The 26,271-nt window shown below is 41.3% G+C and carries 24 protein-coding genes and 1 other RNA gene; 17 read left to right on the plus strand and 8 right to left on the minus strand.

Annotation, left to right across the window (positions count from 1 at the left end; translation table 11 throughout):
* The first annotated feature begins 38 nt into the window (after positions 1-38).
* From EQY75_RS09715 to ppgK, 5 genes are all read left to right on the plus strand, one after another.
* Entirely contained in the window at positions 39-1,700 is a 1,662-nt protein-coding gene (locus tag EQY75_RS09715; protein ID WP_129605413.1) for an aryl-sulfate sulfotransferase, read from the plus strand.
* 26 nt (positions 1,701-1,726) lie between these two features.
* A complete protein-coding gene (locus EQY75_RS09720; protein ID WP_129605416.1) occupies positions 1,727-2,407 on the plus strand; it encodes a sulfotransferase family protein in 681 nt (226 codons plus the stop codon).
* Between the two features lie 69 nt (positions 2,408-2,476).
* Positions 2,477-3,637, plus strand: coding sequence for an MFS transporter (locus EQY75_RS09725; RefSeq protein ID WP_129605418.1), 1,161 nt, complete (start codon positions 2,477-2,479; stop codon positions 3,635-3,637).
* Between the two features lie 29 nt (positions 3,638-3,666).
* Positions 3,667-4,479, plus strand: a complete 813-nt coding sequence (locus EQY75_RS14100; RefSeq protein WP_217349959.1) for an NUDIX hydrolase — start codon at positions 3,667-3,669, stop codon at positions 4,477-4,479.
* Between the two features lie 87 nt (positions 4,480-4,566).
* Positions 4,567-5,319 carry a polyphosphate--glucose phosphotransferase gene (gene ppgK / locus EQY75_RS09735; protein WP_129605420.1) on the plus strand — a complete coding sequence of 251 codons (753 nt, stop codon included), beginning with the start codon at positions 4,567-4,569 and terminating at the stop codon, positions 5,317-5,319.
* Positions 5,320-5,352: 33 nt separating this feature from the next.
* Here ppgK and typA read toward each other — a convergent pair whose 3' ends face one another.
* A complete protein-coding gene (typA, locus tag EQY75_RS09740) occupies positions 5,353-7,152 on the minus strand; it encodes a translational GTPase TypA (RefSeq protein ID WP_129605422.1) in 1,800 nt (599 codons plus the stop codon).
* 113 nt (positions 7,153-7,265) lie between these two features.
* Entirely contained in the window at positions 7,266-9,665 is a 2,400-nt protein-coding gene (locus EQY75_RS09745) for a TonB-dependent receptor (RefSeq protein WP_129605424.1), read from the minus strand.
* 190 nt (positions 9,666-9,855) lie between these two features.
* Here EQY75_RS09745 and EQY75_RS09750 point away from each other — a divergent pair, with 190 nt between their 5' ends.
* The 4 genes from EQY75_RS09750 to kdsA all read left to right on the plus strand — a co-directional run bounded on the left by EQY75_RS09750 (position 9,856) and on the right by kdsA (position 13,141).
* Positions 9,856-10,449 carry a hypothetical protein gene (locus EQY75_RS09750; protein ID WP_129605426.1) on the plus strand — a complete coding sequence of 198 codons (594 nt, stop codon included), beginning with the start codon at positions 9,856-9,858 and terminating at the stop codon, positions 10,447-10,449.
* Positions 10,450-10,475: 26 nt separating this feature from the next.
* A complete protein-coding gene (locus tag EQY75_RS09755; RefSeq protein ID WP_129605428.1) occupies positions 10,476-11,525 on the plus strand; it encodes a sensor histidine kinase in 1,050 nt (349 codons plus the stop codon).
* A complete protein-coding gene (locus EQY75_RS09760) occupies positions 11,522-12,244 on the plus strand; it encodes a LytR/AlgR family response regulator transcription factor (protein WP_129605430.1) in 723 nt (240 codons plus the stop codon). Before EQY75_RS09755 ends, EQY75_RS09760 begins: the two co-directional genes overlap by 4 nt.
* A gap of 72 nt (positions 12,245-12,316) precedes the next feature.
* Positions 12,317-13,141 carry a 3-deoxy-8-phosphooctulonate synthase gene (gene kdsA, locus EQY75_RS09765; protein WP_129605432.1) on the plus strand — a complete coding sequence of 275 codons (825 nt, stop codon included), beginning with the start codon at positions 12,317-12,319 and terminating at the stop codon, positions 13,139-13,141.
* 6 nt (positions 13,142-13,147) lie between these two features.
* Here the strand turns inward: kdsA and EQY75_RS09770 are convergent, their stop codons facing one another.
* Positions 13,148-13,507 (minus strand): DUF1801 domain-containing protein, encoded by a 360-nt coding sequence (locus EQY75_RS09770; RefSeq protein ID WP_129605434.1) that lies wholly within the window; start codon positions 13,505-13,507, stop codon positions 13,148-13,150.
* A gap of 483 nt (positions 13,508-13,990) precedes the next feature.
* On the opposite strand from EQY75_RS09770, the gene EQY75_RS09775 reads away from it, so the two are divergent.
* A complete protein-coding gene (locus EQY75_RS09775; protein ID WP_246019862.1) occupies positions 13,991-15,109 on the plus strand; it encodes an Sb-PDE family phosphodiesterase in 1,119 nt (372 codons plus the stop codon).
* A gap of 4 nt (positions 15,110-15,113) precedes the next feature.
* On the opposite strand, the gene EQY75_RS09780 is transcribed toward EQY75_RS09775, so the two are convergent.
* Positions 15,114-16,322: an NAD(P)-dependent oxidoreductase gene (locus EQY75_RS09780; RefSeq protein WP_129605436.1), complete on the minus strand. Its 1,209-nt coding sequence runs from the start codon at positions 16,320-16,322 to the stop codon at positions 15,114-15,116.
* A gap of 184 nt (positions 16,323-16,506) precedes the next feature.
* On the opposite strand from EQY75_RS09780, the gene ssrA reads away from it, so the two are divergent.
* Positions 16,507-16,904: a transfer-messenger RNA gene (gene ssrA / locus EQY75_RS09785) on the plus strand.
* A gap of 678 nt (positions 16,905-17,582) precedes the next feature.
* On the plus strand, positions 17,583-18,092 hold the full coding sequence (locus EQY75_RS09790) for a hypothetical protein (RefSeq protein WP_129605438.1): 510 nt from the start codon (positions 17,583-17,585) through the stop codon (positions 18,090-18,092).
* A gap of 40 nt (positions 18,093-18,132) precedes the next feature.
* On the opposite strand, the gene EQY75_RS09795 is transcribed toward EQY75_RS09790, so the two are convergent.
* Positions 18,133-19,296: a hypothetical protein gene (locus tag EQY75_RS09795; protein ID WP_129605440.1), complete on the minus strand. Its 1,164-nt coding sequence runs from the start codon at positions 19,294-19,296 to the stop codon at positions 18,133-18,135.
* Between the two features lie 31 nt (positions 19,297-19,327).
* A complete protein-coding gene (locus EQY75_RS09800) occupies positions 19,328-20,560 on the minus strand; it encodes a hypothetical protein (RefSeq protein WP_129605442.1) in 1,233 nt (410 codons plus the stop codon).
* 91 nt (positions 20,561-20,651) lie between these two features.
* Here EQY75_RS09800 and EQY75_RS09805 point away from each other — a divergent pair, with 91 nt between their 5' ends.
* From EQY75_RS09805 to EQY75_RS09825, 5 genes are all read left to right on the plus strand, one after another.
* Positions 20,652-21,596 (plus strand): lipid A deacylase LpxR family protein, encoded by a 945-nt coding sequence (locus tag EQY75_RS09805; protein WP_165200614.1) that lies wholly within the window; start codon positions 20,652-20,654, stop codon positions 21,594-21,596.
* Between the two features lie 78 nt (positions 21,597-21,674).
* Positions 21,675-21,863 (plus strand): hypothetical protein, encoded by a 189-nt coding sequence (locus EQY75_RS09810; RefSeq protein WP_129605446.1) that lies wholly within the window; start codon positions 21,675-21,677, stop codon positions 21,861-21,863.
* A gap of 212 nt (positions 21,864-22,075) precedes the next feature.
* A complete protein-coding gene (locus EQY75_RS09815) occupies positions 22,076-22,297 on the plus strand; it encodes a hypothetical protein (RefSeq protein WP_129605448.1) in 222 nt (73 codons plus the stop codon).
* Between the two features lie 146 nt (positions 22,298-22,443).
* A complete protein-coding gene (locus EQY75_RS09820; RefSeq protein ID WP_129607072.1) occupies positions 22,444-22,773 on the plus strand; it encodes a YegP family protein in 330 nt (109 codons plus the stop codon).
* A gap of 93 nt (positions 22,774-22,866) precedes the next feature.
* Complete coding sequence (locus EQY75_RS09825) at positions 22,867-24,234, plus strand: exonuclease domain-containing protein (protein WP_129605450.1); 1,368 nt, start codon at positions 22,867-22,869, stop codon at positions 24,232-24,234.
* A gap of 131 nt (positions 24,235-24,365) precedes the next feature.
* On the opposite strand, the gene EQY75_RS09830 is transcribed toward EQY75_RS09825, so the two are convergent.
* Positions 24,366-24,548, minus strand: a complete 183-nt coding sequence (locus tag EQY75_RS09830; RefSeq protein WP_129605452.1) for a hypothetical protein — start codon at positions 24,546-24,548, stop codon at positions 24,366-24,368.
* 275 nt (positions 24,549-24,823) lie between these two features.
* The gene (locus tag EQY75_RS09835) at positions 24,824-26,233 is read right to left on the minus strand and encodes an MBL fold metallo-hydrolase (RefSeq protein WP_129605454.1); all 1,410 of its coding nucleotides are present in this window, start codon (positions 26,231-26,233) and stop codon (positions 24,824-24,826) included.
* Positions 26,234-26,271 lie beyond the last annotated feature (38 nt).

Raw genomic sequence — 26,271 nt, forward strand, 5'->3', positions numbered from 1 at the left:
AATGTGTATCTTTCAGGTTACAACCAACCTAAGTAATTATGAAACTGAAAGCTTTCGCCTTTCCCCTTTTCCTGCTATTCTTCATTTCATGTAAAACCGATTCTCCTCCAAAGACCGAAATGGCGGTGGAGGAAGTCAAAGTTTGGCAACCCGATGATACCCGAAGTATGACGGGAGTCATGGCCAAAAGGGGCCTGATTTACGATTCTGAAACGGATACAGAAGGGTATGTACTTTTTGAACCTTCGAGCAGCACAAAAACCTTTTTGATCAACAAAAACGGGGAGGTCGTACACAGCTGGAATTCTGATCTCAATTCCATGAATTCCTATCTTCAGCCTAACGGAAATCTCATTCGGATGGAGCGTGATGAGAATTTCCCAACTTTTGCTGCCGGGGGACAATCCGGGAGGATTAAAGAGTACGACTGGGAGGGCAATCTGTTATGGGATTTTGAGTACTACAGTGAAACTTACCTCACCCATCACGATATTGAAATAATGCCCAATGGCAACATCCTTGCGATTTCCTATGATGCTTTAAGTGCGGAAGAGGCTGAAGCCGCTGGCATGGATCCTCAACACATTCCCAAAGCGGGCATATGGCTCGATAAGATCATAGAGATTGAACCGGTTAAGCCCAAAGGAGGTAAAATCGTCTGGGAATGGAGGATGCAAGATCACCTCGTTCAGGAATTCGATCCTGATAAGGAGAATTACGGTGTAATTGCAGAACATCCCAGAAAAATAAACATCAATATAGCCAGTGAAGAGGCCGGGCCCCCAATGACGCAGGAAAGGCTTGATCAGATGAAAAAAATGGGATTTATAACATCCAATGCTACGGTAGACAACCAGGGTTCGGATATCACTCATACCAATGCCGTTTCATATAATTCAGAACTCGATCAGATTGTGATCAGTGTCCCGGGCTATGGAGAAATCTTTGTTATCGATCACAGTACCAGTACCGAAGAAGCCAGAACCGCTTCAGGGGGTAATTCCGGATTAGGGGGAGAGCTTCTCTATCGCTGGGGGAATCCCGCCAATTACGGCAAGGGAAGCAAAGAAGATCAAATGCTCCATGGACAACACGACAGTAAATGGATACCGCAAGGATATCCCGGAGAAGGGAATCTGATGGTTTACAACAACGATATCCCCCACCCTGATAACAAATTGCCTAATATGTGGGCCGCCATGGGCGAGAATTCCACCCCTGAATTAAAAGTAGCCATCGGCGATGTAGGTAATTATTCTGCCGTTCATGAATGGGCGATTCCCACATCTGAGAACGGTAATTATGAGCCCGGGGAAAATGGCGTCTTTGGACCGGAGACTCCTGACTGGACTTATAATGCACCGGACAAGTATTCTATTTACTCGTCATTTATTTCAGGGGCTCATCGATTGAAGAATGGGCACACTTTTATCACCCAGGGCATGCAGGGAAGATTCCTTGAGATCGATGAGAATGGAAGGCGGGTCTGGGAATACTGGAACCCTTATGTGTACGACTATAAATTACCAGACGGATCACCGGCGCAACCCACTGGTCCTTTTGTATTTGGAATTTTTAGGAGCACTCTATACCCTGGGGATTACGCGGCCTTTGGAGGTAAAAAATTAGAGCCCATAAGCCCCCAACCTGACCCGTTTATTTTTAAAATGCCTCCTCCTCCGGAAGAAAACACTCAGTAAATTCAATCAACTTAAAACCACAAAAAATGTCAATAAAAATTATTGGTGCCGGATTCCCGAGAACGGGAACCACAACTCTCAAGAGATCCTTGGAAATGTTAGGGTTTAATCGTGTGTATCACATGAAAGAACTCCTTGTAAATCCTCATAATCTTCACTATTGGAAAACACTTTCTGAAACCGGGGACACGGATTGGGAAGGACTGTACAAAGGCTACGACGCCACGGTGGATTTTCCGGGCTATCCCTGGTACAAAGAACATATGAAACGCTATCCGGATGCTAAAGTGATCCTCACCGTTAGGGATTTTGAGGCCTGGTATAAAAGTGTAGATAGCACGGTATACCGCGCAGGCCCTCAAACTCCGGGAGAAAAAATAAAAATGATGGGGAAACTGCTCTTTAGTGCCAGAGCGAGAAATGTGGTGAAATGCATCAAATTCTTTAAAAAGACCTTTTTTGCAGGAGAATTGAGTGGCAATTTCGAAGACAAGGCACACGCTAAAAAAGTATGGGAAGGACACTTGGCAGAGGTCCAAAGATTCGTCCCGGAGGAAAAATTGCTGGTGTACGATGTACGTGATGGGTGGGCACCACTCTGTAAATTCCTGGGTGTTGAAGAACCTACCGATACCCTGCCTCATTTAAATAAAAAGGAAAATTTTAAAGAAATGCTACCTAAGCTGATGAAAGGTGAAATGGCCTGAGTGAACACCGTAATTCTAATTTAACATCAACAGCCGGTACAATTAGGTATCAGTATTGAAATTTCCTATATGAATTCAGAAACCTGGCAGGTAAAAGCTACTTTATTATTGGTGAGTAGTCTTACCATCATGTCGATGATTACCATTTCGGCTTCCCTTCCGGATATGACCACGACCTTTTCCAAGGTGCCTAATCACGTTGCGCTGGTCAAATTATCCCTGTCATTTCCAGGGCTTTTTATAGCACTAAGTGCCATTGTAGCAGGCATCATCATTGATAAAACCGGTAGATTAAAACTATTGGGGATTGCATTGGTCCTTTATGCCATTGGAGGCACTTCGGGATATTGGCTTAACAACCTCTACGCTATTCTGGCCGGCAGGGCTCTGCTGGGAATTTCTGTAGGAATTTCCATGACCATAGTGACTACCCTAGTAGCCGATTACTATCAAGGCAAGGCGCGACAAAAATTTGCCGGTCTTCAAATTGCGGTGATGTCCCTGGGAGGAATCCTCTTTATTACGCTGGGAGGTATTCTCGCTGATATTGACTGGCGCGTACCTTTTTTATTGTACTTGTTTTCCCTGCTGATACTCCCTCCGGCATTTCTTTTTCTAAAAGAACCCCAGAGGATGAGTCGGCCCACAGTAAAAAGCAAGATTAAATCTCCGGGGATCATCTGGCTGATCTTTGGCAATGTTATGCTAATGTGGATCATCTTTTTTATCATCCCTGTACAAATTCCCTTTTATCTCAAATCAATTGGGGTAGAAAAGAATACCATGATCGGAATTGCCATAGCTTCCAGCACTTTGTTTTCTGCAGTCTCATCTTTTTCTTACAGCAGGATCAAGGACCTGTTGGGTTTCCGACAGATCTTTGGGCTGGGCTACTTTCTGATGGCATTAGCTTTTATTGCCATTGCTTTTGGAAATTCTTATGGAATGGTTCTGCTGGGAATGCTGCTGGCAGGTTTGGGCATGGGACTAATGATCCCTAATGCCAATGTTTGGGTGATGCAATTAGCGCCTCAGGAAATCCGTGGTCAGGAAATTGGACGATTAACAACCTTTTGGTTTTTTGGACAGTTCTTATCCCCACTTGTTCTTCTACCTTTTTTGGATTACTTTACCCTTGATCAATTATTCTATGGTCTCGGAATCGTCTTGTTCGGTCTCACCCTAATCTTTATAATCTGGTACTGGGTTAAGCCTCGACAATTACGGTGAAGGATTCCTGATACATATGAACACGGCTCTTGATACGGAAAGTAAAAACCTCAGCTCCCGATAAAAAGTCTAATCCCCTAATCGGGGTATTACTCTTTATTATATCTCTGATCTTATTGGTCATTACGGGGCCTATTGGCTTCCTCTATGGAATACTTCACACTTTATTTAAGAACGGTATTACGGGCCTGGGAGAATATTTACTCAAAATTGCCATTTCAGTTGACCAGTTGGGAAATGTAATGATGCAGCATTTATTGAATCTATTGTGGATCAGAAAAGGAGGTTATCCTTTTGGAAATAGGGATGAGACCATTTCAAGTGCTCTGGGCAGGAATAAGAGATTGGGAATGCTCACCCGTTTTGGGCGAGGTATTGACAGTTTTCTGGATGTCATAGACCCCAATCACTCCCTGAATTCTATTGACTATTATATTGAACCCTCTCCCAGGATCATTGACAAATTAGCCTGGGTACACATAGAGAATAAACGGATTTTATGTGTGAGGAGTAAAGGGAAGGTGTTGTTTTATATTCCCGGAGGGAAAAGGGAGAAAGGAGAATCAGACTTGATGGCCCTCAGCAGGGAAATCCTGGAAGAATTGCAGGTAAGGCTAGACACCAGGAGTTTTACCTTTTTAGAAAATTTTGAAGCGCAGGCAGATGGCAAGCCGGCAGGTATATTGGTTCGTATGCGCTGTTACGAATCCTCCTACCAGGGAAAATTGAAACCCGCTTCCGAGATAGCTGAAATGCAATGGCTGGGGTATAACGACAGGGAAAAAGTCTCAAAAGTCGCACAATTGGTTTTTGATTATCTGAAAAATGAAGGCAGACTTTGATCGATTTTAACCACCTCACATCTCTTAGTTTTTTGTTACTTTTACGGCCGACTAACCAGGCGGACTACGCCATTACTATAAAATCGAATGACTGTACTGGGAATTGACATAGGAGGATCGGGTATGAAAGGAGCCCTGGTAGATACTGTTACTGGAGAAAAATTGACAGAAAGATTTCGTATTCCTACTCCGGAATCACGCAAACCTAAACCTATGGCCAGGGTTTTTAAGGAAATTGTGGACCATTTCGACTATTCAGGACCTGTGGGTTGCGGTTTCCCTACCACCCTGAGACACGGGGTTTGCAAATCAAAAGGAAACCTACATAAAAAATGGGTTAATGTCAATGTAAAAGAACTATTCAGTGAGGTTTCAGGATTACCGGTGACCGTGATCAATGACGCCGATGCCGCCGGGTATGCCACGATGAATTACGGGGTTGGTAAAGGGCGCAAAGGTTTTGTGGTTATGATAACTATCGGTACCGGTCTTGGAAGTGGTGTCTTCTGGGATGGTGAACTCATCCCCAATTTCGAGTTAGGACAGATCCCATACAAAGAATACAATAAGATAGAGATGTGGGCTGCCGCATCGGCTAAAGAAAAAGAAGGTCTTTCCTATGAGGAATGGGGAAAGCGATTTAATATTTTTCTCGAGTATGTTGAAGTAATTGTCTCCCCTGATCTGATTATTTTAGGTGGTGGGACTTCAAAGGATTTTGATGAGTACAAGGATTTCATAACCATTGAAACTCCGGTTATTCCGGCAGGGCTGCAAAACCACGCAGGGATCATTGGAGCAGCTGCAGCTGCTATGCACCATCCTATTACATTGGATTAGAAATAAAAAAAGCGCCCTTTGGCGCTTCTTTTTTTAATTTATTTTATTTCTTTTCCTGTCTACCTCTTTTAAGAAGATCTTCCGCAAACGGATGTGTTTGGGCGTCACCTCAACATATTCATCCTTCTGAATATACTCAAGGGCCTCTTCGAGCGAGAATTTGATCGCAGGAACAATTTTCGCCTTGTCATCTGCGCCTGCAGAACGAACATTAGACAACTTCTTGGTTTTTGTGACATTGATCGTCATGTCATCACCCCTCGAATTCTCACCAATCACCTGGCCTTCGTAGATATCCTCACCCGGGTCAATAAAAAAGCGTCCTCTTTCCTGTAATTTATCAATAGAGTAAGGGATGGCCTTTCCGTTTTCCATGGACACCAAAGAGCCGTTCTGCCTCTGGGGAATATCGCCTTTCATTGGCTGATACTCCATAAAGCGATGTGTCATGATTGCTTCCCCTGCGGTTGCGGTTAACAATTGATTCCGCAAGCCGATGATCCCTCTTGATGGAATTAGGAATTCGCAAACCATTCGCTCTCCTTTGGCTTCCATACCTATCATCTCACCTTTTCGAATAGAGACCATTTCCACTGCTTTTCCCGAAACACTCTCGGGGAGGTCGATGGTCAGCTGCTCAACAGGTTCGCATTTCACACCGTCAAACTCTCTGATTATCACCTGTGGCTGCCCGATCTGAACTTCGTAGCCTTCTCTCCTCATCGTTTCAATCAGGACTGAAAGGTGAAGAACTCCTCTTCCGAAGACCATAAACTTATCGGCACTATCGGTTTCTTCCACTCTTAATGCCAGGTTTTTCTCCAACTCCTTTTCCAGGCGCTCCTTGATGTGTCTAGATGTGACAAATTTGCCATCCTGCCCAAAGAACGGACTGTCATTGATGGTGAACAACATGCTCATGGTGGGCTCATCAATGGCAATAGTTTTCAATCCCTGCGGATCTTCAACGTCAGCTACTGTATCCCCAATATCAAAGCCTTCGAGTCCGACCAGGGCACAAATATCTCCGGTAGCCACTTCTTGCACCTTTATTTTCCCAAGGCCTTCAAAGGTATACAGCTCCTTGATCTTAGATTTTACCTTGCTCCCATCCCTTTTTACCAAAACAATGGACTGACCTTCCTTTAAACTGCCTCTTTGCAATCTCCCGATTGCGATTCGGCCTGTGAAAGAAGAGTAATCTAGGGAAGTGATCAGCATTTGAGTATTTCCCTGTTCCGGTTTAAAGCTGGGAATATGCTCAAGGACCATTTCCAACAAAGGCTCAATGCTATCTGTAGGTTTTTTCCAATCTTCACTCATCCAATTGTGCTTGGCAGAACCATAGACCACCGGGAAATCGAGCTGCCATTCTTCTGCACCCAGTTCATACATCAGATCGAATACCTTTTCATGAACTTCTTCAGGCGTACAGTTTTCCTTATCCACCTTGTTGATCACCACACAGGGTTTTAATCCGAGGTTCAACGCCTTTTGTAAGACAAAACGGGTTTGAGGCATAGGGCCTTCAAAGGCATCTACGAGTAACAAAACACCGTCGGCCATGTTCAAAACCCTTTCTACTTCACCACCAAAGTCTGCGTGACCAGGAGTATCGATAATATTGATCTTAGTATCCTTGTAGGTAACTGATACATTTTTAGAAACAATGGTAATTCCTCTTTCCCTTTCCAGATCGTTATTGTCCAGAATAAGGTCGCCTGTCTTTTCATTTTCACGAAAGAGCTGGCAATAATGAAGTATTTTATCAACCAGGGTAGTCTTTCCGTGGTCAACGTGGGCAATAATTGCAATGTTCTTAGTAGTAGACATCTTTATGTTTTGAGCCGGCAAAGATACTGCTATTTTCGGCAGCTGTATACAAAGTTGTCATTTTTTTAGTTTACTGGTTTAGAGCACTTTCCAGAGAGTGATAGCTGCTAAATCTAATCCTGGATACGTCCCTTCTCATCTTCAAGGCCGGTCTTCCTGGAGCGAGCCTTCTTGATTTCCTTTCTGCCAAAATCATAGGTAAGGCTAAATGCGACTTGCCGACTGTCACTCCCACCGCTTCCGTCGATAAAGAGATCCCCAAATTGGGTAGTACCTCGCCACGGAATGGTATACAGTATATCGTTAAAAGACAGTCTTCCGGTGAGCCTATCCTGAAAAAATTTCTTTTGAAACGCAAGGTTTAATGAGCCCAAAGAGGCAGTTTGGTAAGTACCTCCCCATACGGAAGGGGAGCTGTACCAGCCGGAAACCTCCATACGCAGTCCTTTTGGCAGGGAAAAAGTATTCTGTATGTAAAAGCTAAGTGTTTCCTGTTTTACCGGTAAAAATTCCGGGCTATTAGCCTTGTAATTACTGATGTATGCATTGAGACTAAAATAGACATTCCACCAGTCCTTAATGTTCTTAGGATATGAAATCCCAAAGTTAACGATCTCCTGATCGGCCACATTTAAGGTAGTCAGGAAATTTCGGCTCGCCCCATCGGCAACCGTTACCTGAGCAAAAAAGTCAGAAATATAACTATAGCTTATTGAGGTGGTTAACCTGTAATTATACGTATGGGATAGTTTTAAGTTATCGGTGTACTGTGGCTGTAAAAAAGGATTACCCAATCTGCTGCTCAATTCGTCTATTTTAAACTCAAAAGGGTTTAAAGAAGCGTAATTAGGACGTTGAATTCGCTTGCTGTAGGTAAAAGCAAATTGATTTTTAGGCGAGGCCTGATAGGTTAAACCGCCTGAGGGGAAGAAATTGGTGTAATTTCTTTTTACCCGTGAATCCTGATTTACCTGCGCACTTTCAAGATTCCCATCTGATATGGTATTCTCCATTCTCAGGCCCATTTGTAAATTCCATTTGTCCCATTTTTTATTGTAGTTGAAATAAGCTGCGTTGATCCTTTCTTCATAGTCAAATTGATTGCTCTGTGTGGTGTCAAATATATCCTGCCCATTCTCGATATTAAAAAAGTTAAAGATGTTATTGGTTTTGATGTAGGATAATTTAAAGCCCAGTGCCAGCACCCCATTTAGCAAGTTTTGCTCGTAGTCTGTTTTAAAGGTCACAATGTCTATGTCTATTGGGGTCTCCTGTCTTGTGATCAATTCCCTGATCACCTGTGTTTCATTTCCATTAAAATAAACATTGGGTTGAAAGGCATTCCTGTCACTGTTGTATTTTCCATAGTCGAGATCTACATTCAGGCTTACTCCCAGCGTATCAGCGTATCGGTAATTGAGGTTCCCGTTAATATTATAAGACAAATTTGAAGTTCGGTTATTGGCGATTAAAACGCTGTCATTTTGCATGGCCCCAACACTTCTTATAGGTGTCCTGGAATTATTGATCCCGTAGCCATTGTTGAAATTACCGTCAAATATGGCCCCAAACGTACTCTTTTTAGTGGCATAGAGGTCGTAACCCAACTTTACATTATTGCTATTCTGATCGTAAATGCTGTTGGTTCGTGCCCCAAAACTGGTTCCCGATTGTTCCCTTAACAAATTGAGGAAGTTGGTGCTCTTTCCAAATCGATTACTGTAAGTACCGTAAAAATTTCCCTTCTTACCCCTCGAATTAAAATTCACACTGGAATTATACCGGCCAAAATCGCCAACTGTTACACCTGCCGTCACGGTTCCGTTCGTACCCAGGCTTTTATCCTTAACCAGTTTAATATTGATGATGCCTGCGTTCCCGGCAGCATCGTATTTAGATGAAGGCTGAGTAATGATTTCTATGGCTTCAATATCCGTGGCTTGCAGACTCTCCAGATAATTGATGAGATCTTCACCCTGGAGAAGAGAAATCTTGTTATCGATAAAGATTTGCACTCCGGTCTTTCCTTCTACGATAATTCCACCGTTGTTATCGACAATAACTCCGGGGGCTTTCCGCAAGAGTTCAAAAGCACTTGTACCCGTGGCATTGATCGTATTCTGTACGTTAAAAACTGTTTTATCAGCCATAACCTGAACCATTGGTTTTTCGGCTACAACCGTAACTTCATCAAGGTTTTCTGCGCTAAATTCCAGGACAAGGGTCCCCAGATTCAAAGAAGTACCATCAAACAGGATCTTCTGCTGATAGTCTTTATAACCCATATTAGAAATGTTGAGCAGATACTCATTTTTTGAAATGTTGCTGATCAGAAAAGTGCCATCTTCATTGGTGATTACAGCTTTTACGAGGCTCGAATCCTGTACGCGATTTAAGGTTACTGCGGCGAATGCAAGGAATTCTTTGTCCTGCGATTGAACACGGCCGCTAATGGTTTGGCCATACTGAACAAAGGAAGTGAGGAATAGTAGAATAAATACAAATAATCTCATAATGAGCTGTTTTTAATAGATGGTCAAATATCCTTTAACCCTGAACACTTAAAAAGTACAACCTGACGAATCGCCCTATAGGCAGTTTAATGGAAAGGACCATCTAACCTCGTATAGGACCATTCATCGAATGTCACTTTTAACCAGCTAATTCGAAACTTATATTTGATTTCAATTCAAAATAATCACAATGAAAGCATTATTAATTATATCATTCCTACTCTCTTGTCTGATTGGTGTTGCTCAGGATAAGGAGTATTTAACCATAGAGTTAGAAGGGGGACAGAAAAATGAAGTCAGCTACCCACCGGGAACAGAATACTATTTATTTGATAAGCAGGGAAATTTTGTTTTAGCAGAAGGTGATCTGAATGAGCCATTTGTAATAAACTCTCAACACACTTTAATTGTATCACCCAAATACAAAAAAGACACAGACAAGTTTGTAATAAGAGCAGGCAGAATTTTAATGAAGGAACTTGAAGTTACGGACTCCAGTGTTTCTGATTCCGGTCAAAACGATAATTACAATGGACAGCTAACGGTCCGGAAAGAGTATTTTGATTCGAATTTACAAGGACAACGAAATTTATTATTGGTTTTCAATAATGGTTTAGTTTTTCGTTATTTTGATGGGGAAGCAAGAGCATGGTATAACAACGATGAAGTTACAGTAGAGGGTGAATTCCTGGTGGAAATTCCCGAGGGAACCGCCAAGATCAGTTACAATCCTTTCTCTGGAGAAACATGGTGGGTGATAGACGACTCCGAGAATAATAAATAAGAAAAGAAAATACTAACTTTTAAATTATGAACAACAAGATCCAATCAAAAGAAATCGTTGGTGTTTTCCTATTTTACTTCCTTTTTGCCTTTTTGTATCATATCACCTTAAAGTACAATGGATATGGTTTTACTCAGGAGGCTTTTGAACAAATCGTAAGTCCGGTAAGTTTTTTCAGAACATCAGGCCTGCATTATCTTCTTTTTTTCATCGCCTCGATCCCTGTTTGGTACATTATTTTTGTTTTACTCAGAAATAAAGCACTTTGGAAGCGGATATTAGCACACGCAATTGCATTACCTGCTTTTGTAATCAGCACTCAGCAAATCTATTACCAAATTTCAGAATACTTTGAATGGGGGCATCTCATGGGAAGAGGGCAGGTTTGGGATCTCTATATTCCGGCTTTATTCTACTTTATTCAATTTGGCATTTTTCACGCTTATCAATATTACCGTGAGAATCAACGCAAATTGATATTGGAAGGCGAATTGAGACAGGCTGCATTAAAAAGTGAATTAGCCGCCATAAAGGCACAATTAAATCCACACTTCCTTTACAATGTTTTTAATACCATAAATGCATCCTTACCAGCTGAAAACGAGACCACAAGGGAAATGATTGCGCAATTATCCGATCTGTTCAGGTATCAATTACAAGCCACTCAGCAAGAGTTGGTGCCTTTGCGACAGGAATTAAACTTTGTGAAGAAGTATCTCGATTTGGAAAAAGCGAGATTCAAGGATCGACTCAAAATTGATATCAAAGTGGAAGACGCTTTGATGGATGAACTTATTCCCCCCATGCTGTTACAACCTTTGGTAGAAAATTCTGTTAAACACGGACTTTCGAGTCTAATAGAAGGGGGTACCATCAGTATTTACATCTTCAAGGCAGATGGAAAACTAAAATTTGAAATTTCCGATACCGGGATAGGCATAAAAGACAAAAATCGCGTTTTTGATCGTGGAGTAGGCCTAACCAATACAAAACTGAGATTACAAAAACTATATCAAAGTAAGATCGAACTCTTAGACAATTCGCCACGGGGTCTGAAAATTAAATTCTCCTTATGAAAAAAGTAATTATCGCGGATGATGAGGAGTCTGGACGCAAATTGATAAAGGAATATCTTGAGCAATTCCCCGAGTTGGTCCTTATCGCTGAGGTCAATAATGGGGTAGATGCTATTACAGAGATAAATCGATTTAAACCCGATCTGGTCTTTTTAGACGTGCAGATGCCCGGGAAGACCGGATTTGAAGTATTAGCACATCTGGAAGAAATCCCTCAAATCATATTTTCAACCGCCTATGACCAATACGCGCTCAAGGCTTTTGAAGTACATGCGGTAGATTATTTGCTAAAACCTTATACCAAGGAACGATTTGATATTGCCATAAACCGTCTGGATAGCGGAGAGCGCAAATTAGATGCTTTGGCGGAGAGTGTAATCATGGAAAAAGAAGACTACCCTGAACGTGTTTTGGTACAGCATCAAAAAAAACTGGTAACAATCGCCGTTTCAGAAATCATTAGGATAGAGGCTTATGGAGATTATTCTAAGCTACATACACAAGATGCGATGTATGTAAGTAATTACGGTATTTCCGGGCTGGAAGAAAAATTAAATCCGCAGACTTTTGTGAGAGTGCACCGTTCCTCAATCATAAACCTTAGTATGGTGAAAGAACTGCATAAATATGGAAAAAGCTATGACGTTACCATGCTTAATGGTGATGTTGTTAGAGTTAGCAGAGGATATATGGAGACCATTAAGAAATTGATGTTATAAGAGGTATGCTATGTAGCATAGCGTCAATTACATTTCTACCTCAATTCCCTACCTTTGTCTAAAGTTTCTACAATGAATTTTACAAAAATTCCCCAATTAAAAAATACAGATAGCAAGCAGTTCTTCCTGTTATCAGGTCCCTGTGCCATAGAAGGTGAGGAGATGGCACTTCGTATTGCAGAACACATCGTTACCGTTACTGACAAATTAAAGATCCCCTATATCTTCAAGGGTAGTTTTAAAAAAGCCAACCGGAGTAGGGTAGATTCATTTACAGGGATTGGAGATGAAAAAGCCTTAAAGATCCTGCGAAAAGTCTCTGAAACCTTTGAGGTACCAACCATTACTGATATCCACGAAATTTCCGATGCTGAAATGGCTGCAGAATATGTAGATGTACTGCAAATTCCCGCATTTTTGGTCCGTCAGTCAGATCTGGTTATTGCCGCCGCCCGGACAGGAAAGACCGTTAATCTGAAAAAAGGTCAGTTTATGAGTCCGGAAAGTATGAAACACGCTGTCGCGAAAGTTACGGATTCGGGAAATGAACAAGTGATTATTACAGACAGGGGAACCATGTTCGGTTACCAGGATATGATCGTTGATTTCAGAGGGGTTCCCACGATGAAGCAATACGCCCCGGTGGTTCTTGATGTTACACATTCCCTCCAGCAACCCAACCAGACTTCGGGAGTTACAGGAGGAAGACCGGCCCTAATCGGAACCATGGCCAGGGCTGGGATTGCTGCAGGGGTAGACGGACTGTTTATGGAAACTCATTTTGATCCATCTACAGCCAAGAGTGATGGGGCCAATATGCTGCCCCTGGATAAGTTAGAAGGACTCTTGAATCAATTGACTGTATTAAGGGCTACGATAAATCAGATGAATCTGTAGTGAGATCTATTTGTAGAATTTCTTATCTTTTACTTCACGAGCATTTTCAAGAACATCCCTGAGAATAGCTTCATCGATGTCCTTTAAAGAAATGTAGCGCAGAGATCGCATCATTTTCCGGCCAGCTGTTGTCATATGCTCCAGATGCACGGTGAGATGTGCTGACATCCAAAATCCCAAATCTACGTAGTTCTTGGACTGGTTGAGGTAACAAAAGGGTTTTCCTTCCAGATAGTAAAACGGGATCTTGTATTTAAATTTCAGGGTTACCTCAGGAATAGCATGGACAATAATCGATTGTAAGTGCAGTAGAATGGATCTGTAAGGTTCAGGCTGATCCAGAATGTAGGCAGAAGCAGGGTCCAAACCTCAAAAAGAATTTAGAAGTAGCAGTTTTGATTAATTTCCCGTTCAAAATCAGAATAAATTCTTTGAACGTAGTGTAAAGGGGTTTTCTCCGATATGCGGATGGTCATATTAATAAGATCTAAATCAAAATGAAAACAAGAAAAATTTTCACAACACTCTTCATCAAAACGGGACATTAGAAATTTAGTGATTCGGGGCCTGAGTTTATACTCTAAATCGACGCAGAATTTCCTGAATTCATCATCTATATCGTCAGCAACTATCCAATTAAATTTCACTTGGCCTGTTGGTTAATTAGCCTTTCAATATAAGTATATTTTTAAAAAATATTCCAATTTTAACTTTTAGTTCTTTACCTATTTTTATCACTGATGATAGTTTTTAAGTCGGCACGCCAGCATTGGGCAAACTATAACCTTAGCTTATCCCAGTCTTAGTTTATAAATTGCTACATTAACACTGTATTTAAATAAAAAAGCCGTGAGAAAATTTGTTTTAGCCCATCTATTTATTCTGAATTGTATCTGTATAACCTTTAGCCAGGAACATCAGCATATTGCGGGAGATGCCCTGTCTTATCCCGATATACCGGGCTTTATTACATTAAAAACTGACCTTCACCAACACACTGTCTTTTCAGACGGGGAGGTCTGGCCTTCTATTCGAGTTATGGAGGCTTTGCGCGAAAACCTCGATGTCATCTCCCTTACAGAACACTTGGAATACCAACCTCATAAAGCTGATATCCCCCACCCGGATCGCAATCGTTCCTATCAATTGGCCCGTGAAGAAGCCAAGGATCATAACTTACTGATTATCCCGGGTTCAGAAATTACGCGTAATGCTCCAATTGGCCATAGTAACGCCCTTTTTACCACTGACGCCAATGCATTGTTGGCTGATGATCCCTTAGTACCATTTTCTGAAGCTAAAAAACAAAATGCCTTTGTGTTTTGGAATCACCCAGCCTGGTACAGACAGAGTCCTACGGGGAACCCCATTTTAAGCGACTTCCAATTAGATCGGATTAAAGATGGGCAATTACACGGGATAGAAGTCATTAACGAATATGACTATGCTGAAGAATCATTTGCAATTGCACTGGAACACAACCTAACCATAATGGGTACCAGCGATATTCACGGACTCATAGATTGGCAATATTTGGAAAAGGGTTTTCACAGGCCCATTACTCTGGTTTTTGCAAAAAAAAGAAGCCTGGAAAGTATACGTGAAGCTCTTTTTGCAGGTAACACCATGGCCGTCTATAATGGCTTAATGGTTGGTAAACCACAATTTGTTAATCCTTTGATAAAAGCTTGTTTAAAAGTAAATAAGGTGGCATATATGCCAAATACGAATATTCTGGAAGTTGAATTAGAAAATATTTCCAGTAGTGACTTGCTTTTTGAAAATCAAATGGAGTATACTTTTTATAGTAGTTCTCCTGTTTTTGAAATATCCGCAAAGGAGGTATTTACGTTGAAAATTAAAACCTTAGAAAAGGTATCATCTATTGCTTTAAAATTGAAAGCTCTGGGTGCCTATATCGCTCCAAAGACGCATCCTGTGGTGAGTTGGGACATAGAAGTTGAGTAAATACCTATTCCTTCCCCTCGACATAGTCTTGCAAATAAGCATATCGAGCTGTCAATTTCCCATTAGAAGTCATTCTAGCCCGGTCTAAAATACCCTCCTTGTCTCCATCAAAAAATGCAGGGATCACGTGATCCACAAAGGTATCACCAAAGCCTTCGCTCGCATCTCTGGGTAGTTCTGTCGGTAAATTGTCAACTGCCATCACTGCTATGGCATTCGTATTCATGAATGGAACTTCCTGCTCCGTAACCGGATCATACCCGTAGATAGGATCGGAAATAGTGGAGGCACGCAAGGTAGTGGCCACAGGTCCGTCAATATCGCAGCTCACATCTGCCACCACCTCGATCTTAAAGTTAGGGTCCTTAACATCTTCTCTTGTATAAAGATAAGGAGCTCCATCACCATAAAAATGACCTGCTATGTACAAATTACTCACTTTGGCAAAGCGCATAAAGTTGGATTCGTATACCTCCGGATGGTCATAAAAATCTTGTACCGGGAGTAGTTGCCCGTCTTTTCGTTTATTGTAATCCAAAACATCGAGCTGGCAATAGACCGGAACATCAAATGTCTTTTGCAAATAATCCTCCACACCTACTTCCCGAAGATTCATGCCATCCAGGATTTCTTTGGCGCCACCACCAACCCTTCCCTTACCTGTAAGCAGGATTTTGATCGGAGGTAAGGCTATTGTACCTAATTCCCGGATCAGGTCATCTTTGTCTTTTAGTAATTCAGCCTTTGCAATGTTGAACTTTTTTGATTTCAACCCATATGTCCGTATCCCGTTGTAGGCTCCTACAATACCGGCGTAGCGGCCAAAGGCTACTAAGCGCGTCCCTTTTGCATTAGTGATAATTTCATGGTCGTATAATTCAATTTTCTTAGATAAGATTGCCTGAAGTAATTCTCGATTATAAGGTTGTTTTTTAATAGTATGTGAGAAAAAGAAGTACTTTTTATTGGGAATTAATGCTTCTATAGGCACCTCTTTTACGCCAATCAGCACATCACAGTTTTCCATGGAGTCGGCCACTGTAATTCCGGCCGCTGTGTATTCTTCATCTTTAAAAACACGAACAGTTGAGGGTTCAACTGTAATCTTTGCTTCAGGAAAGGAATTCAGGACCTTTTGGCAGGCCTGTGGAGACAATACTACCCGCATATCTGGGGGATTTTTGCGCTCTCTGATGATTCCGAAATGTGTCATACGGTTTGGTATAGATTTTGTTCAAAATTACACGGATTTAAGGCGGTGCACAAACTTTTTGGTATCTTCGCGATCCATTTTTAAGCAAAAGACGTTCATTGATAAAAAAGATGAGGAACTGAATTCATGCCAAGGCGTGATTCAGTTCGATCAGGTAGCGTATTGGCGCAACCATCTCATTAAAGGGGCCGACTGGTTTTGACAGCGAGACCAATGGCATTGTAAGCATGTCGAGCGCTGGGATACAGCTCGTTAATCTCATATTTCACACTTTTTAAATGGCGAATCTAATTACGCTCTTGCCGCTTAATCTGAATTATAGTAGGATTTAGCCTCGTCCCTGCAAGGCAGGGAAGCGAGATGTCCCGGGATAGCCCTTGTTGATGGCGATCCATTTCGGGGCACCATAAAAATCAACATAAAGCCCTTTTTGCTTTATTAAGGGTTAAAAGATAACAAAGCTAAGTGCGCATTAGGCGGTTTTTGGTCAGATGTGCAACGAAAAATAAACAAAGACTAAGCATGTAGAAAGCAGTGATATTGCTTGTTTGGACGGGAGTTCGATTCTCCCCGGCTCCACGATCAAATACCAAACCCGCAGCACTAAGCTGTGGGTTTTTTATTTTCAGAAGCTATCAGAACTTGTTCTGGAATGGCGGATGGGAATAAAAAATAAAACAGGCAGAGCCTCGCTGGTTTTGGATTTGCAGGACTGAATCTCAGGTGAACACCGACCCCGACAGAGATCAAGGGAGGTAATCTCCCCGGCTCCACGATCAAATACCAAACCCGCAGCACTAAGCTGTGGGTTTTTTATTTTCAGAAGCCATCAGAACTTGTTCTGGAATGGCGGATGGGAATAAAAAATAAAACAGGCAGAGCCTCGCTGGTTTTGGATTTGCAGCTCTAAGCTGTGGGTTTGTTATTTTCAGAAGCTATCGGAACTTGTTCTGGAATGGCGGATGGGAATAAAAATAAAACAGGCAGAGCCTCGCTGGTTTTGGATTTGCAGGACTGGATCTCAGGTGAACACCGACCCCGACAGAGATCGAGGGAGGTAATCTCACATTAGCTGTGATAATTAAATAATCAGGAAATGTTTAGACTAAAAATCTGCCCATTTCCCTAAAAACAGACTTTTGTGTACAGGCTTCTGGGCTGTTAGGTGACGGCCCCAATAATTGCCACCACCCCGTTTATGCACAAATACAATTTAAATTTTTGTATTTTACAGAGACCATTAATCATGAATTTCAATCCATGAAGAAAGTACTTGTCCTCATCCTGTTTCTACTTAGCGTAATTGGCCTTACAGCCCAAAATACCCTATACAGTGACACGGTTTATATAGATTCCTATAAAATGCCACGCCAAATAACGCCGGATGACCTCGTGGACGAAATCAAGACATTTCTTATTACCCGAGATTACGAGATTGTCGAGGAGTCTCCCATTGAAACAAACGGCCGGCAGGACAGTTTTGAAAAAAATGAAGCCAGTTGGCTGGCAAGGACTTTTTTAGGACGAAAGGTGCTTAAAGAGTATCCCTTTAGCATAAAACACACATTGACTTTTGACCAAAACAAGAATGGTCGGAACTACGTCATTATCTTCTCCCTGGCAAGTCTTGATCAAAAAAACCTTTCCGAAGAAATTCTGGAAGACATTCAAGAGCAAGCGATGAAATCTGCCGAAAACATTGCAAAAGATGAATTCAGAGAATTAAAAAAACTCGTCAAAGAAAAAGGATCAGGTGGGTCCCAAAATTAAAAGGAGTCTAAACAGATTCGTATATTTAGAGAATGAGCCCCTATTTATTATACTCTTTTCTGACCAGTGATCTAAGCCATATAAATACCGGAATAGCTAAAAGAACCAATAGCAAATAACTTCCTATTTTTCTAACTAACATTGCCTTCCACGATTTTATGCCTCCAATTATGGAATACCCATTTGTATCAAGAACATCAATATACAACTCGTGCCTAAGGTTTTCAGAAGCTTCAAGTTTTAATGTCTTATACTCTCCTGGTATCTCAAGCACAATTTCACTTTCGGGCTGGACCGGTAAGTTGATTTCTCTGTTCTCAATCGTTCCTCCAGGTGCCGTGAATACGGCATCGATCACCAGAGAATCTGAGCTAGACCTGAGACAAGTTTGACATTTAACAATAAGGGAATATGTGGATGACGAATTGTTGATCTCAGGTAATACATATTCATCTCCAGTAATTTTATTCCTATCCTCGTCGAAAATGGCAAATACTGAAATTACCCCGAAAGATCCGGCTATGATCACCAAAAAAATTCCAAAATAAATAAGTGTAGATCCAAAGGATTTTCTTCTTAGTTCTTTTGTGATAAATCTAATCTCGGTAAGGGTAAACCAGATAAAAAAGATTAAAAAGGTAACCACAATAAAGTTCTGCTCCAGGGGCTGGAGTAGAGAGCTGGATAAAATGATCATACAAAATGTGAGGGCAAGAGGCGTAAAATAATAACATTGAATATAGGTCGCCCTCCTTAATGCTTCGCGGTTGAGGTCTTCGTTTTTCAATAACTCTATAACCAAACCAAAAAATAATGGGAATGTCAAAAATACGGCCGCTGAAACAAAACCATAAGACCCACTTAAGTTGGTAATCATATCTCCTGAGATATCCAATCCGGATACAATTTGATCCCAGACCGAAGTTATCTCGTTATCCTTCGTGGAATTAATGTCCTTAAGAATATCCCGCTTGATAAAAATATAAACGAATACCAAGAAAACTGAATTCAGAAGGTAGAGAATTATAGGAGACATATAATTCTGAAATCGATCGGTTTCCGCTTTTAATTCCCGCGTTACATAGCCCTCAACCCATTTGGGATTCGACACCACCTTGAAAAGGGTTTTAGGAATGAATATAAGCCAGAACAGCAGGCTAACAACCAGTCTTTCAATTCCTTCTATGATATTTACAATATTCATAATCTGATTTATCTAATTATAGGATCATTCTCTAAAGCCCGTAAGTAAATGAAAGTAATATCGCTTTAAACTTATTCTCTGCACTGAACAGCCTGAAATTACTTCCCCCGGTAGTTGAGACATTGAAAAAAGCTCTGTTAGGCGCATTGTCATAAAACAGGGTGTAGGTGATGGACACCCCGATCTTCTGCGTAAAATTGAACCGAAAGGAGGTGATCCATTCCGTCCAGTAGTCCAATCTCTTATCGGAATTGATCCCATCATCTACCCGATTGTAGAACTCTTCAAAAACTCCAGTTTTGATATAATATTTGGAGGAAAACGAGAAGTTCTCACCTCTCCAGTCCAGGCCAGGCCTTAGTACGAGCCTATAGCGGTTGGTAGCCGTAAAATTGCGGTTTCGCTTTTGGTCACCATCAAACAGTTCAAGCGAATCTGCAGTTTTCTCTAATTCGTAATTCAATCCGGCCAAAAAGGACAATCTGGTAGAACTGAAATTCTTGATCAGCGTATTGACCACTCGTCTCCTTTTTCTCAGCAAGATGGAGACTTCTTCCCTATCCTTTCCTTCTCCTTGTACCTGCAGTTTTTCCAGCTGAGCTTTTAGGAACCTGTCCTCTGAATTAAAGGAATGATTACCCCCATTGAGTGCCATAAGTTTTTGAACACCTTCTTCGGTGAGTCCGGATTCATTCCGTTCATCTATGGCCCGACTCTTCAGGTTCTCAACTTTACGCGATCTGTTGCCGGAGTAGTAATTGAGGATAAATCCGCCTCCGATCTCGTAACGCTGGTCAATACCCAGATAGCTGTTGTTTGTCCCGTTGAGAAAGACATAGCTTTGTTTTGATAGGTTTTTATCCGAAAAATTGTAATCGAAAGATATGGAAACATTGGATACCGTCTCGCTAAAGCTTCCGTTCTGGATCTGGGCCAGGATACCGGAATTCAATTCAAATTTAAAGGGGTACACCCCATTAGAAAGTGAGATACCCGTATTGATCACAAAAAAGTTATCTCGTTTTACCTCCTGTCCATTGAGTCCAAAATATATACTTCCGGCAAACTGATCATTTATATCCTTTAAAGCCTTCTCCAGTTCATCGTGAATCTCTTTTATTCTCAAATCCTCATCGGATTGGAGCTGTCTCGTCTTAAAAAAATTCCCTGTATTGTTTAAAGTGTCTACCTTGAGCACCTGGGCAGATCCCACAAGGTTAATCATGAAGAAGAGGACGCTAAATCCCCAAAATTTGGTTGGCATAATTGGTCGTTTTTCGGAAGTCTTAAGTTACTTGAAAAAAATCATATAGATTTACTCCCAATTCAAACCAGAGAAACACCCTATTTTATCCTTGAAATCTGCCAGTACTCTTATATCAATCCTTCTTTTTACAATTTTTAGTTCCGGAAATCTTAATGCCCAATCGGCAACTGGCAATCCCGTTTCCAAAGAAATCTCACAACAGATCAGCCTGCAACACGACAACGACTTTTTAACCCTTAGTGATCGCTATTATTCTTCCGGACTTTTCCTGAGCTATACAAAAAGTCTGAGGAAATTAGAAAAAGGAGATGAAAATCATCAATTCTCTGTGATCCTCGGGCAGGAAATATTCACTCCCTCTAACATAACCACTACTGATATATCGGAACAGGACAGACCCTATGTTGGGTTTCTGGGGATAAACAGCAGCTGGTCCCGTGTTAGAAAAAACAGGGGGATTGAAGCACGCCTTTTAATCGGACTTGCGGGTAATAATTCCGGGGCGGGTGGGTTTCAACGGTGGTACCACAATTTTCTGGTAGTATCCGATCCACCGGTTTGGGTAGGAGAAATGAACAACAGCTTTCACGCCAACCTCTATCTAAACATACATCGTGAATGGCGGATATCGCCTTTACCATTTTCAGTAAGTTTTGGTCTTCAACCTGAACTGGCTTTTGGGACACGAGATCAGTACGGGCAACTTAAGCTTATGGCTTTCTTCGGACGCCGAAATCGTTTAATGTCGAGCATGGCGTACAGACGAATTGGGAATAAATCCCGCGAGATTTTTTTTAGTTTAGAGTTTGGATACAGGCAGGTGTTCTACAACGGGATGTTGCAAGGAAATCCTCTGGGCGATGATTCGGTTCTTTTGATCGATTCTCAAGAAAGACTGCTAACGGGAGCATTTACACTTCAGCACCGTTACAATCAAAATGAATATCGCCTTGGATACCATATTAATTCTGCTGAGGCTCCCGAAACCCAATCCCATAAATACATCAGCCTATCTTTTGCAAGAAACTTTTAAGCCTTAGAAAATTATACCGAATTGGCCCCCATCCTTGCAACTAAAGAAATTTAGCATTTTTAGAGCTCAAAATTCTTTATGAAAGAGGATCTCCGACCACAGGTTCACAGATTGAGCTTTTCATTCGATGCGATGTGGCGGGGAACTTATTATGATTCCCTTTGGACCATTAAAAGTGAAGGCGAAAGTGTTCTCCTGGCCGAGAATTTTATCAATGCGGTTAATCCCACTGTGGCAAACTCATTTTATTTCCTGGTGGAAAACTAATTTTTCACTGTCTTTCCTGAATTTTAAGATTATTCAGAATTGTAGTTTACCTATCTATCTTTCTGATTTTCAGTAGATAGCAATTATCGAATAGACCCTTCAACACTATTTCACATTTGTTTAAGTAAATTATATGAAAATATTATGGCAGGTTCAGCATGGCTAATCTGAAATCTTTTCTATCTTTTGGGCGATTTTAGATAATTTATACAATGGACTTACTCAAAAGGGCAGAAACATTTGAAAATTTAAAAATGAGTCATATGTCAACCAGTGACAGGGTTCAGGCATCAAGAGATGCTAAAGCCATTATCCTTGGGTTGAACGAAGTTTACAAAAAAACAAAGGATCCCGAACTCATGGACCTTATGAAGCGATTGACTGAAAAAAAGCAAAAGATAGAAAAACGGATAAAAGGTAAACCGGTAATCTAGACTTTCAACTCTTCAAGAGAACGGGAAAAAACCAATATATCTCACAATCTATTAACAATCCACAGCATTCTGTGGATTATTTTTTGTCTTATTCCCAAAAAATTTAGTTTTAAATGTTAATTTTGGAAAAATCAAAATATTTTAAAATGGGCAAATTCGAAATTAAAAAAGACAAATCAGGTCAATTCAGATTCAATCTCAAAGCTGGTAACGGTCAAGTTATTTTAAGCAGTGAGGCATACAAGACGAAATCAGCTTGTGAAAATGGAATTGAATCCGTTAGAAAAAACTCGAAAAACGACGCCATGTTTGAACGGAAAGTTGCCAAGAACGGCAAACCGTATTTTGGCTTGAAAGCGTCTAATGGGCAAGAAATCGGAGCCAGCCAAATGTACGCATCTGCCTCCTCAATGGCCAGCGGTATAGCTTCGGTAAAAAAGAATGCACCTTCAGCAAAAGTGGTGGATAATTCCTAACACATATTGCTCAGCCGCTTTGGCGGTAATGATTTTAAGAAAGTAAGGACAACCTGTGTTGTCCTTTTTTTGTGATTTACTACCTTTAATATTGTGTATTGTATAGTAGACATCGAAACCACCGGTAATGGGATCAAAGGAAATAAGATCACAGAGATCGCTATTTTTAAATTTGACGGAAATCAAATTGTAGAAGAATTCACTTCCCTGGTTAATCCCGAATGTGAAATCCCTCCTTTTATTACCGGACTTACAGGGATAGACAATGATACCGTGAGGAATGCTCCTCGCTTAAAGGAGATTTCTGAAGATATCCTGAGGATGACCAAAGACTGTATTTTCGTCGCGCATAGCGTCAACTTCGACTACAATGTGATCAAAAACGAATTGGATCAGCTCGGTATCAGTTTTATTCGAAAAAAATTGTGTACGGTTCGACTTTCAAGAGATGTATTTCCAGGATATCGGTCCTATAGTTTGGGTAAACTCTGTTCTTCTCTGGGGATACCGCTGGAAAACAGGCACAGGGCAAGAGGTGATGCCCATGCCACAGTTCTTTTGTTTTCAAAAATTCTACATACTAAGGGAATAGATATTACGCTTAAAAAGTTCCTCAATGCAAGATCACAAGAAGCCACTCTGCCTCCATCCCTTCCAAAAACACAGTATGTACGCCTTCCCCAAAAACCAGGGGTATACTATTTTAAAAATGACAAAGGGGAAGTAATTTATACAGGAAAGGCTAAAAACATAAAGAAAAGAGTGTTGAGTCATTTTTATGACAAGAGCGAGAAAGAAATAAAAATGTGCAGAGCTACACAGGGAATTGATTTTGAATTATCAGGTAATGAACTCATTGCACTGTTGATGGAAAACCAAGCCATAAAAAAGCTATTTCCAATCTATAACCGGGCTCAAAAGCGTAAGATCCCGGGGATTGCTATTTTTTCTTATGAGGACAGGGATGGAATTTTACATCTCGCTTTTTCGAAAACTAATGGTGTTCCCCAGCCATTAACCACTTTGTATTCCGTGACCGAAAGCCGTGAATTCCTGGAACAGATCTGTAGAAAATTTAAGCTGTGTGCAAAATACTGCCATCTGCAGAATGGAGTAACTCAATGCGATCATTTCAGATTGGGTCCGTGTAACGGAATCTGCCATGGCAAAGAGGACATCAATAAGTATAACTCTAAAGTAATTAAGGCCATAGAATACATAACCGCTGCACGGGAGAATTTTATTATCAAGGAGGAAGGCAGAAGTTCAGAAGAAGATGCCCTGGTTGTGGTGCGCGATGGACTTTATTGCGGGTATGGGTTTATTCCCAAGGACCTTCAGATTTCATCTCTTGAAGATGTTATGGCCTATGTAACCCCTCAGAAAGAGACCCTGGAAGCCAGACGCCTTATCAATTCTTACGCCATCAGAAATCAAAATAAACTACTTCAGTTAGGATAGGGCGGACACAGCCTATGCCGGACGTTTCGTCTAGAGTTTTTTATTCAATTCCCTGTACATCCTTACGACAAAAATCATCCAGACCAGAAAGATCAGGCCGACGAATATGGAATATGCCAGTATAAAATCCATCACTTTCTGTATTTAAAATAATTCATAAATCCAAGAATAGTCGGTGCCCAGAAGGCGATGAAAATAGCATCTAGCTTATTGCCTGTGAGGTACATGTATTCAGAAACTACGATGATGGATAAAACAACGACCAGCAACAGCAGGTTGATAATCCCTACACTCTGAATAAAATTTTTTAGCATTATAGTCGGTTATCAAAGTTAAAAATACATAAAATCCCTATGTGTAAAAGTGGAAAACAAGAATAATTTATCAATACCGAAATAGAGACTAATAATTAAATTCTTATTGTAGAAATTGTCTCAAACTAGAAAAGTGACTAGTCAAAACGAATTTAATTATACAGGTCTTTTATCTTTTACGGATCCTGGCGTATTCCCGGGCATAGTCAGCAAACCACAATGTATTTTGGACTTGCCAATTTAATCCTATAAATTCTATTAAGAAATGGTTTTAATCACAAAGTAGACGGGCAGACGTAATCTGATAGCTCCAAACCAGCTTCTTTCATAGCGGCAAATCCTCCACCAATATCAATGAGGTTGTGAATACCTCGGCTCTTGAGAATTGATGCTGCTATAACCGATCGATATCCTCCTGCACAATGAACATAAAACGGAGTCTCAGAAGGAAACGTCCCTAAATATTCATTTATATTACTCAATGGAGTATTTTCAGACCCGACCAAGTGTTCAGATTGGTATTCCGACTCTTTCCTTACGTCGAAGACCGGGGCTGATCCTCCGGAAAGCTGAATTTTTAGTTCCGAGGCTGGTTCCGAAACTACAGTATCGATCTCTTTGCCAGCTTTTTTCCAGTTTTCGAACCCACCTTTTAAATACCCAAGAGTATGATCAAAACCAACCCGGGACAAACGGGTGACAGCTTCTTCCTCCTGGCCTTCAGGTGTCACCAGAAGTAGTGTCTGATTTACATCAGCAATCAACGCTCCTACCCAGGGAGCGAAATCACCGTTCAATCCAATGAAAATTGATCTCGGGATATGACCTTGTACAAAATCCTGCTGAGTCCTCACATCGAGAACTACAGCTTCAGTCTCATTGGCCATCCTTTCAAACTCATCGGGCGTAAAAGCGCGGGTGCCTCTTTTGAGCACATCTCCGATATCCTCGTATCCTTCTTTGTTCATCTTTACGTTGAGGGGGAAGTATGCCGGAGGGGGAAGCAGGCCTTCGGTTACCTCCCTGATAAATTCTTCCTTGCTCATATCGGCCCTGAGGGCATAATTGACTTTTTTCTGGTTCCCGAGGGTATCGACCGTCTCTTTCATCATGTTTTTTCCGCAGGCAGAACCTGCTCCATGTGCAGGATAGACAATCACATCATCGGCCAGGGGCATAATTTTGCTCCTTAGACTATCGAAAAGCATACCGGCCAGTTCTTCCTGTGTGAGATGCGCTGCTTTCTGAGCGAGGTCGGGTCTTCCCACATCACCGAGGAATAACGTATCTCCCGAAAAAATTGCCAGATCTTTTCCTTTTGAATCCTTTAGAAGATAAGTGGTGCTTTCCATCGTATGTCCGGGAGTGTGGAGCACTTTGATCGTTAATTCTCCCAACTTGAATTCTTCTCCGTCTTTGGCAATATGGGCATCAAAGGTCGGATCTGCTTTCGGGCCGTAGACTATGGTAGCTCCGGTTTCTTTGGCCAGGGTAACATGACCGCTCACAAAATCTGCATGAAAATGTGTTTCGAACACGTACTTAATCTTTGCCTTGTCCTTTACAGCCCTTTTGATATATGGAGATACTTCCCTCAAAGGGTCTATGATGGCAGCCTCCCCATTACTTTGTATATAATAAGCGCCCTGGGCCAGGCATCCGGTATAAATTTGTTCTATAGTCATGGTATATTCCGTAAAATTCTACAGCAAAAATAAGGCAT

It is taken from the genome of Muriicola soli, assembly GCF_004139715.1.
In the GTDB taxonomy this organism is placed as follows: Bacteria; Bacteroidota; Bacteroidia; order Flavobacteriales; family Flavobacteriaceae; genus Muriicola; species Muriicola soli.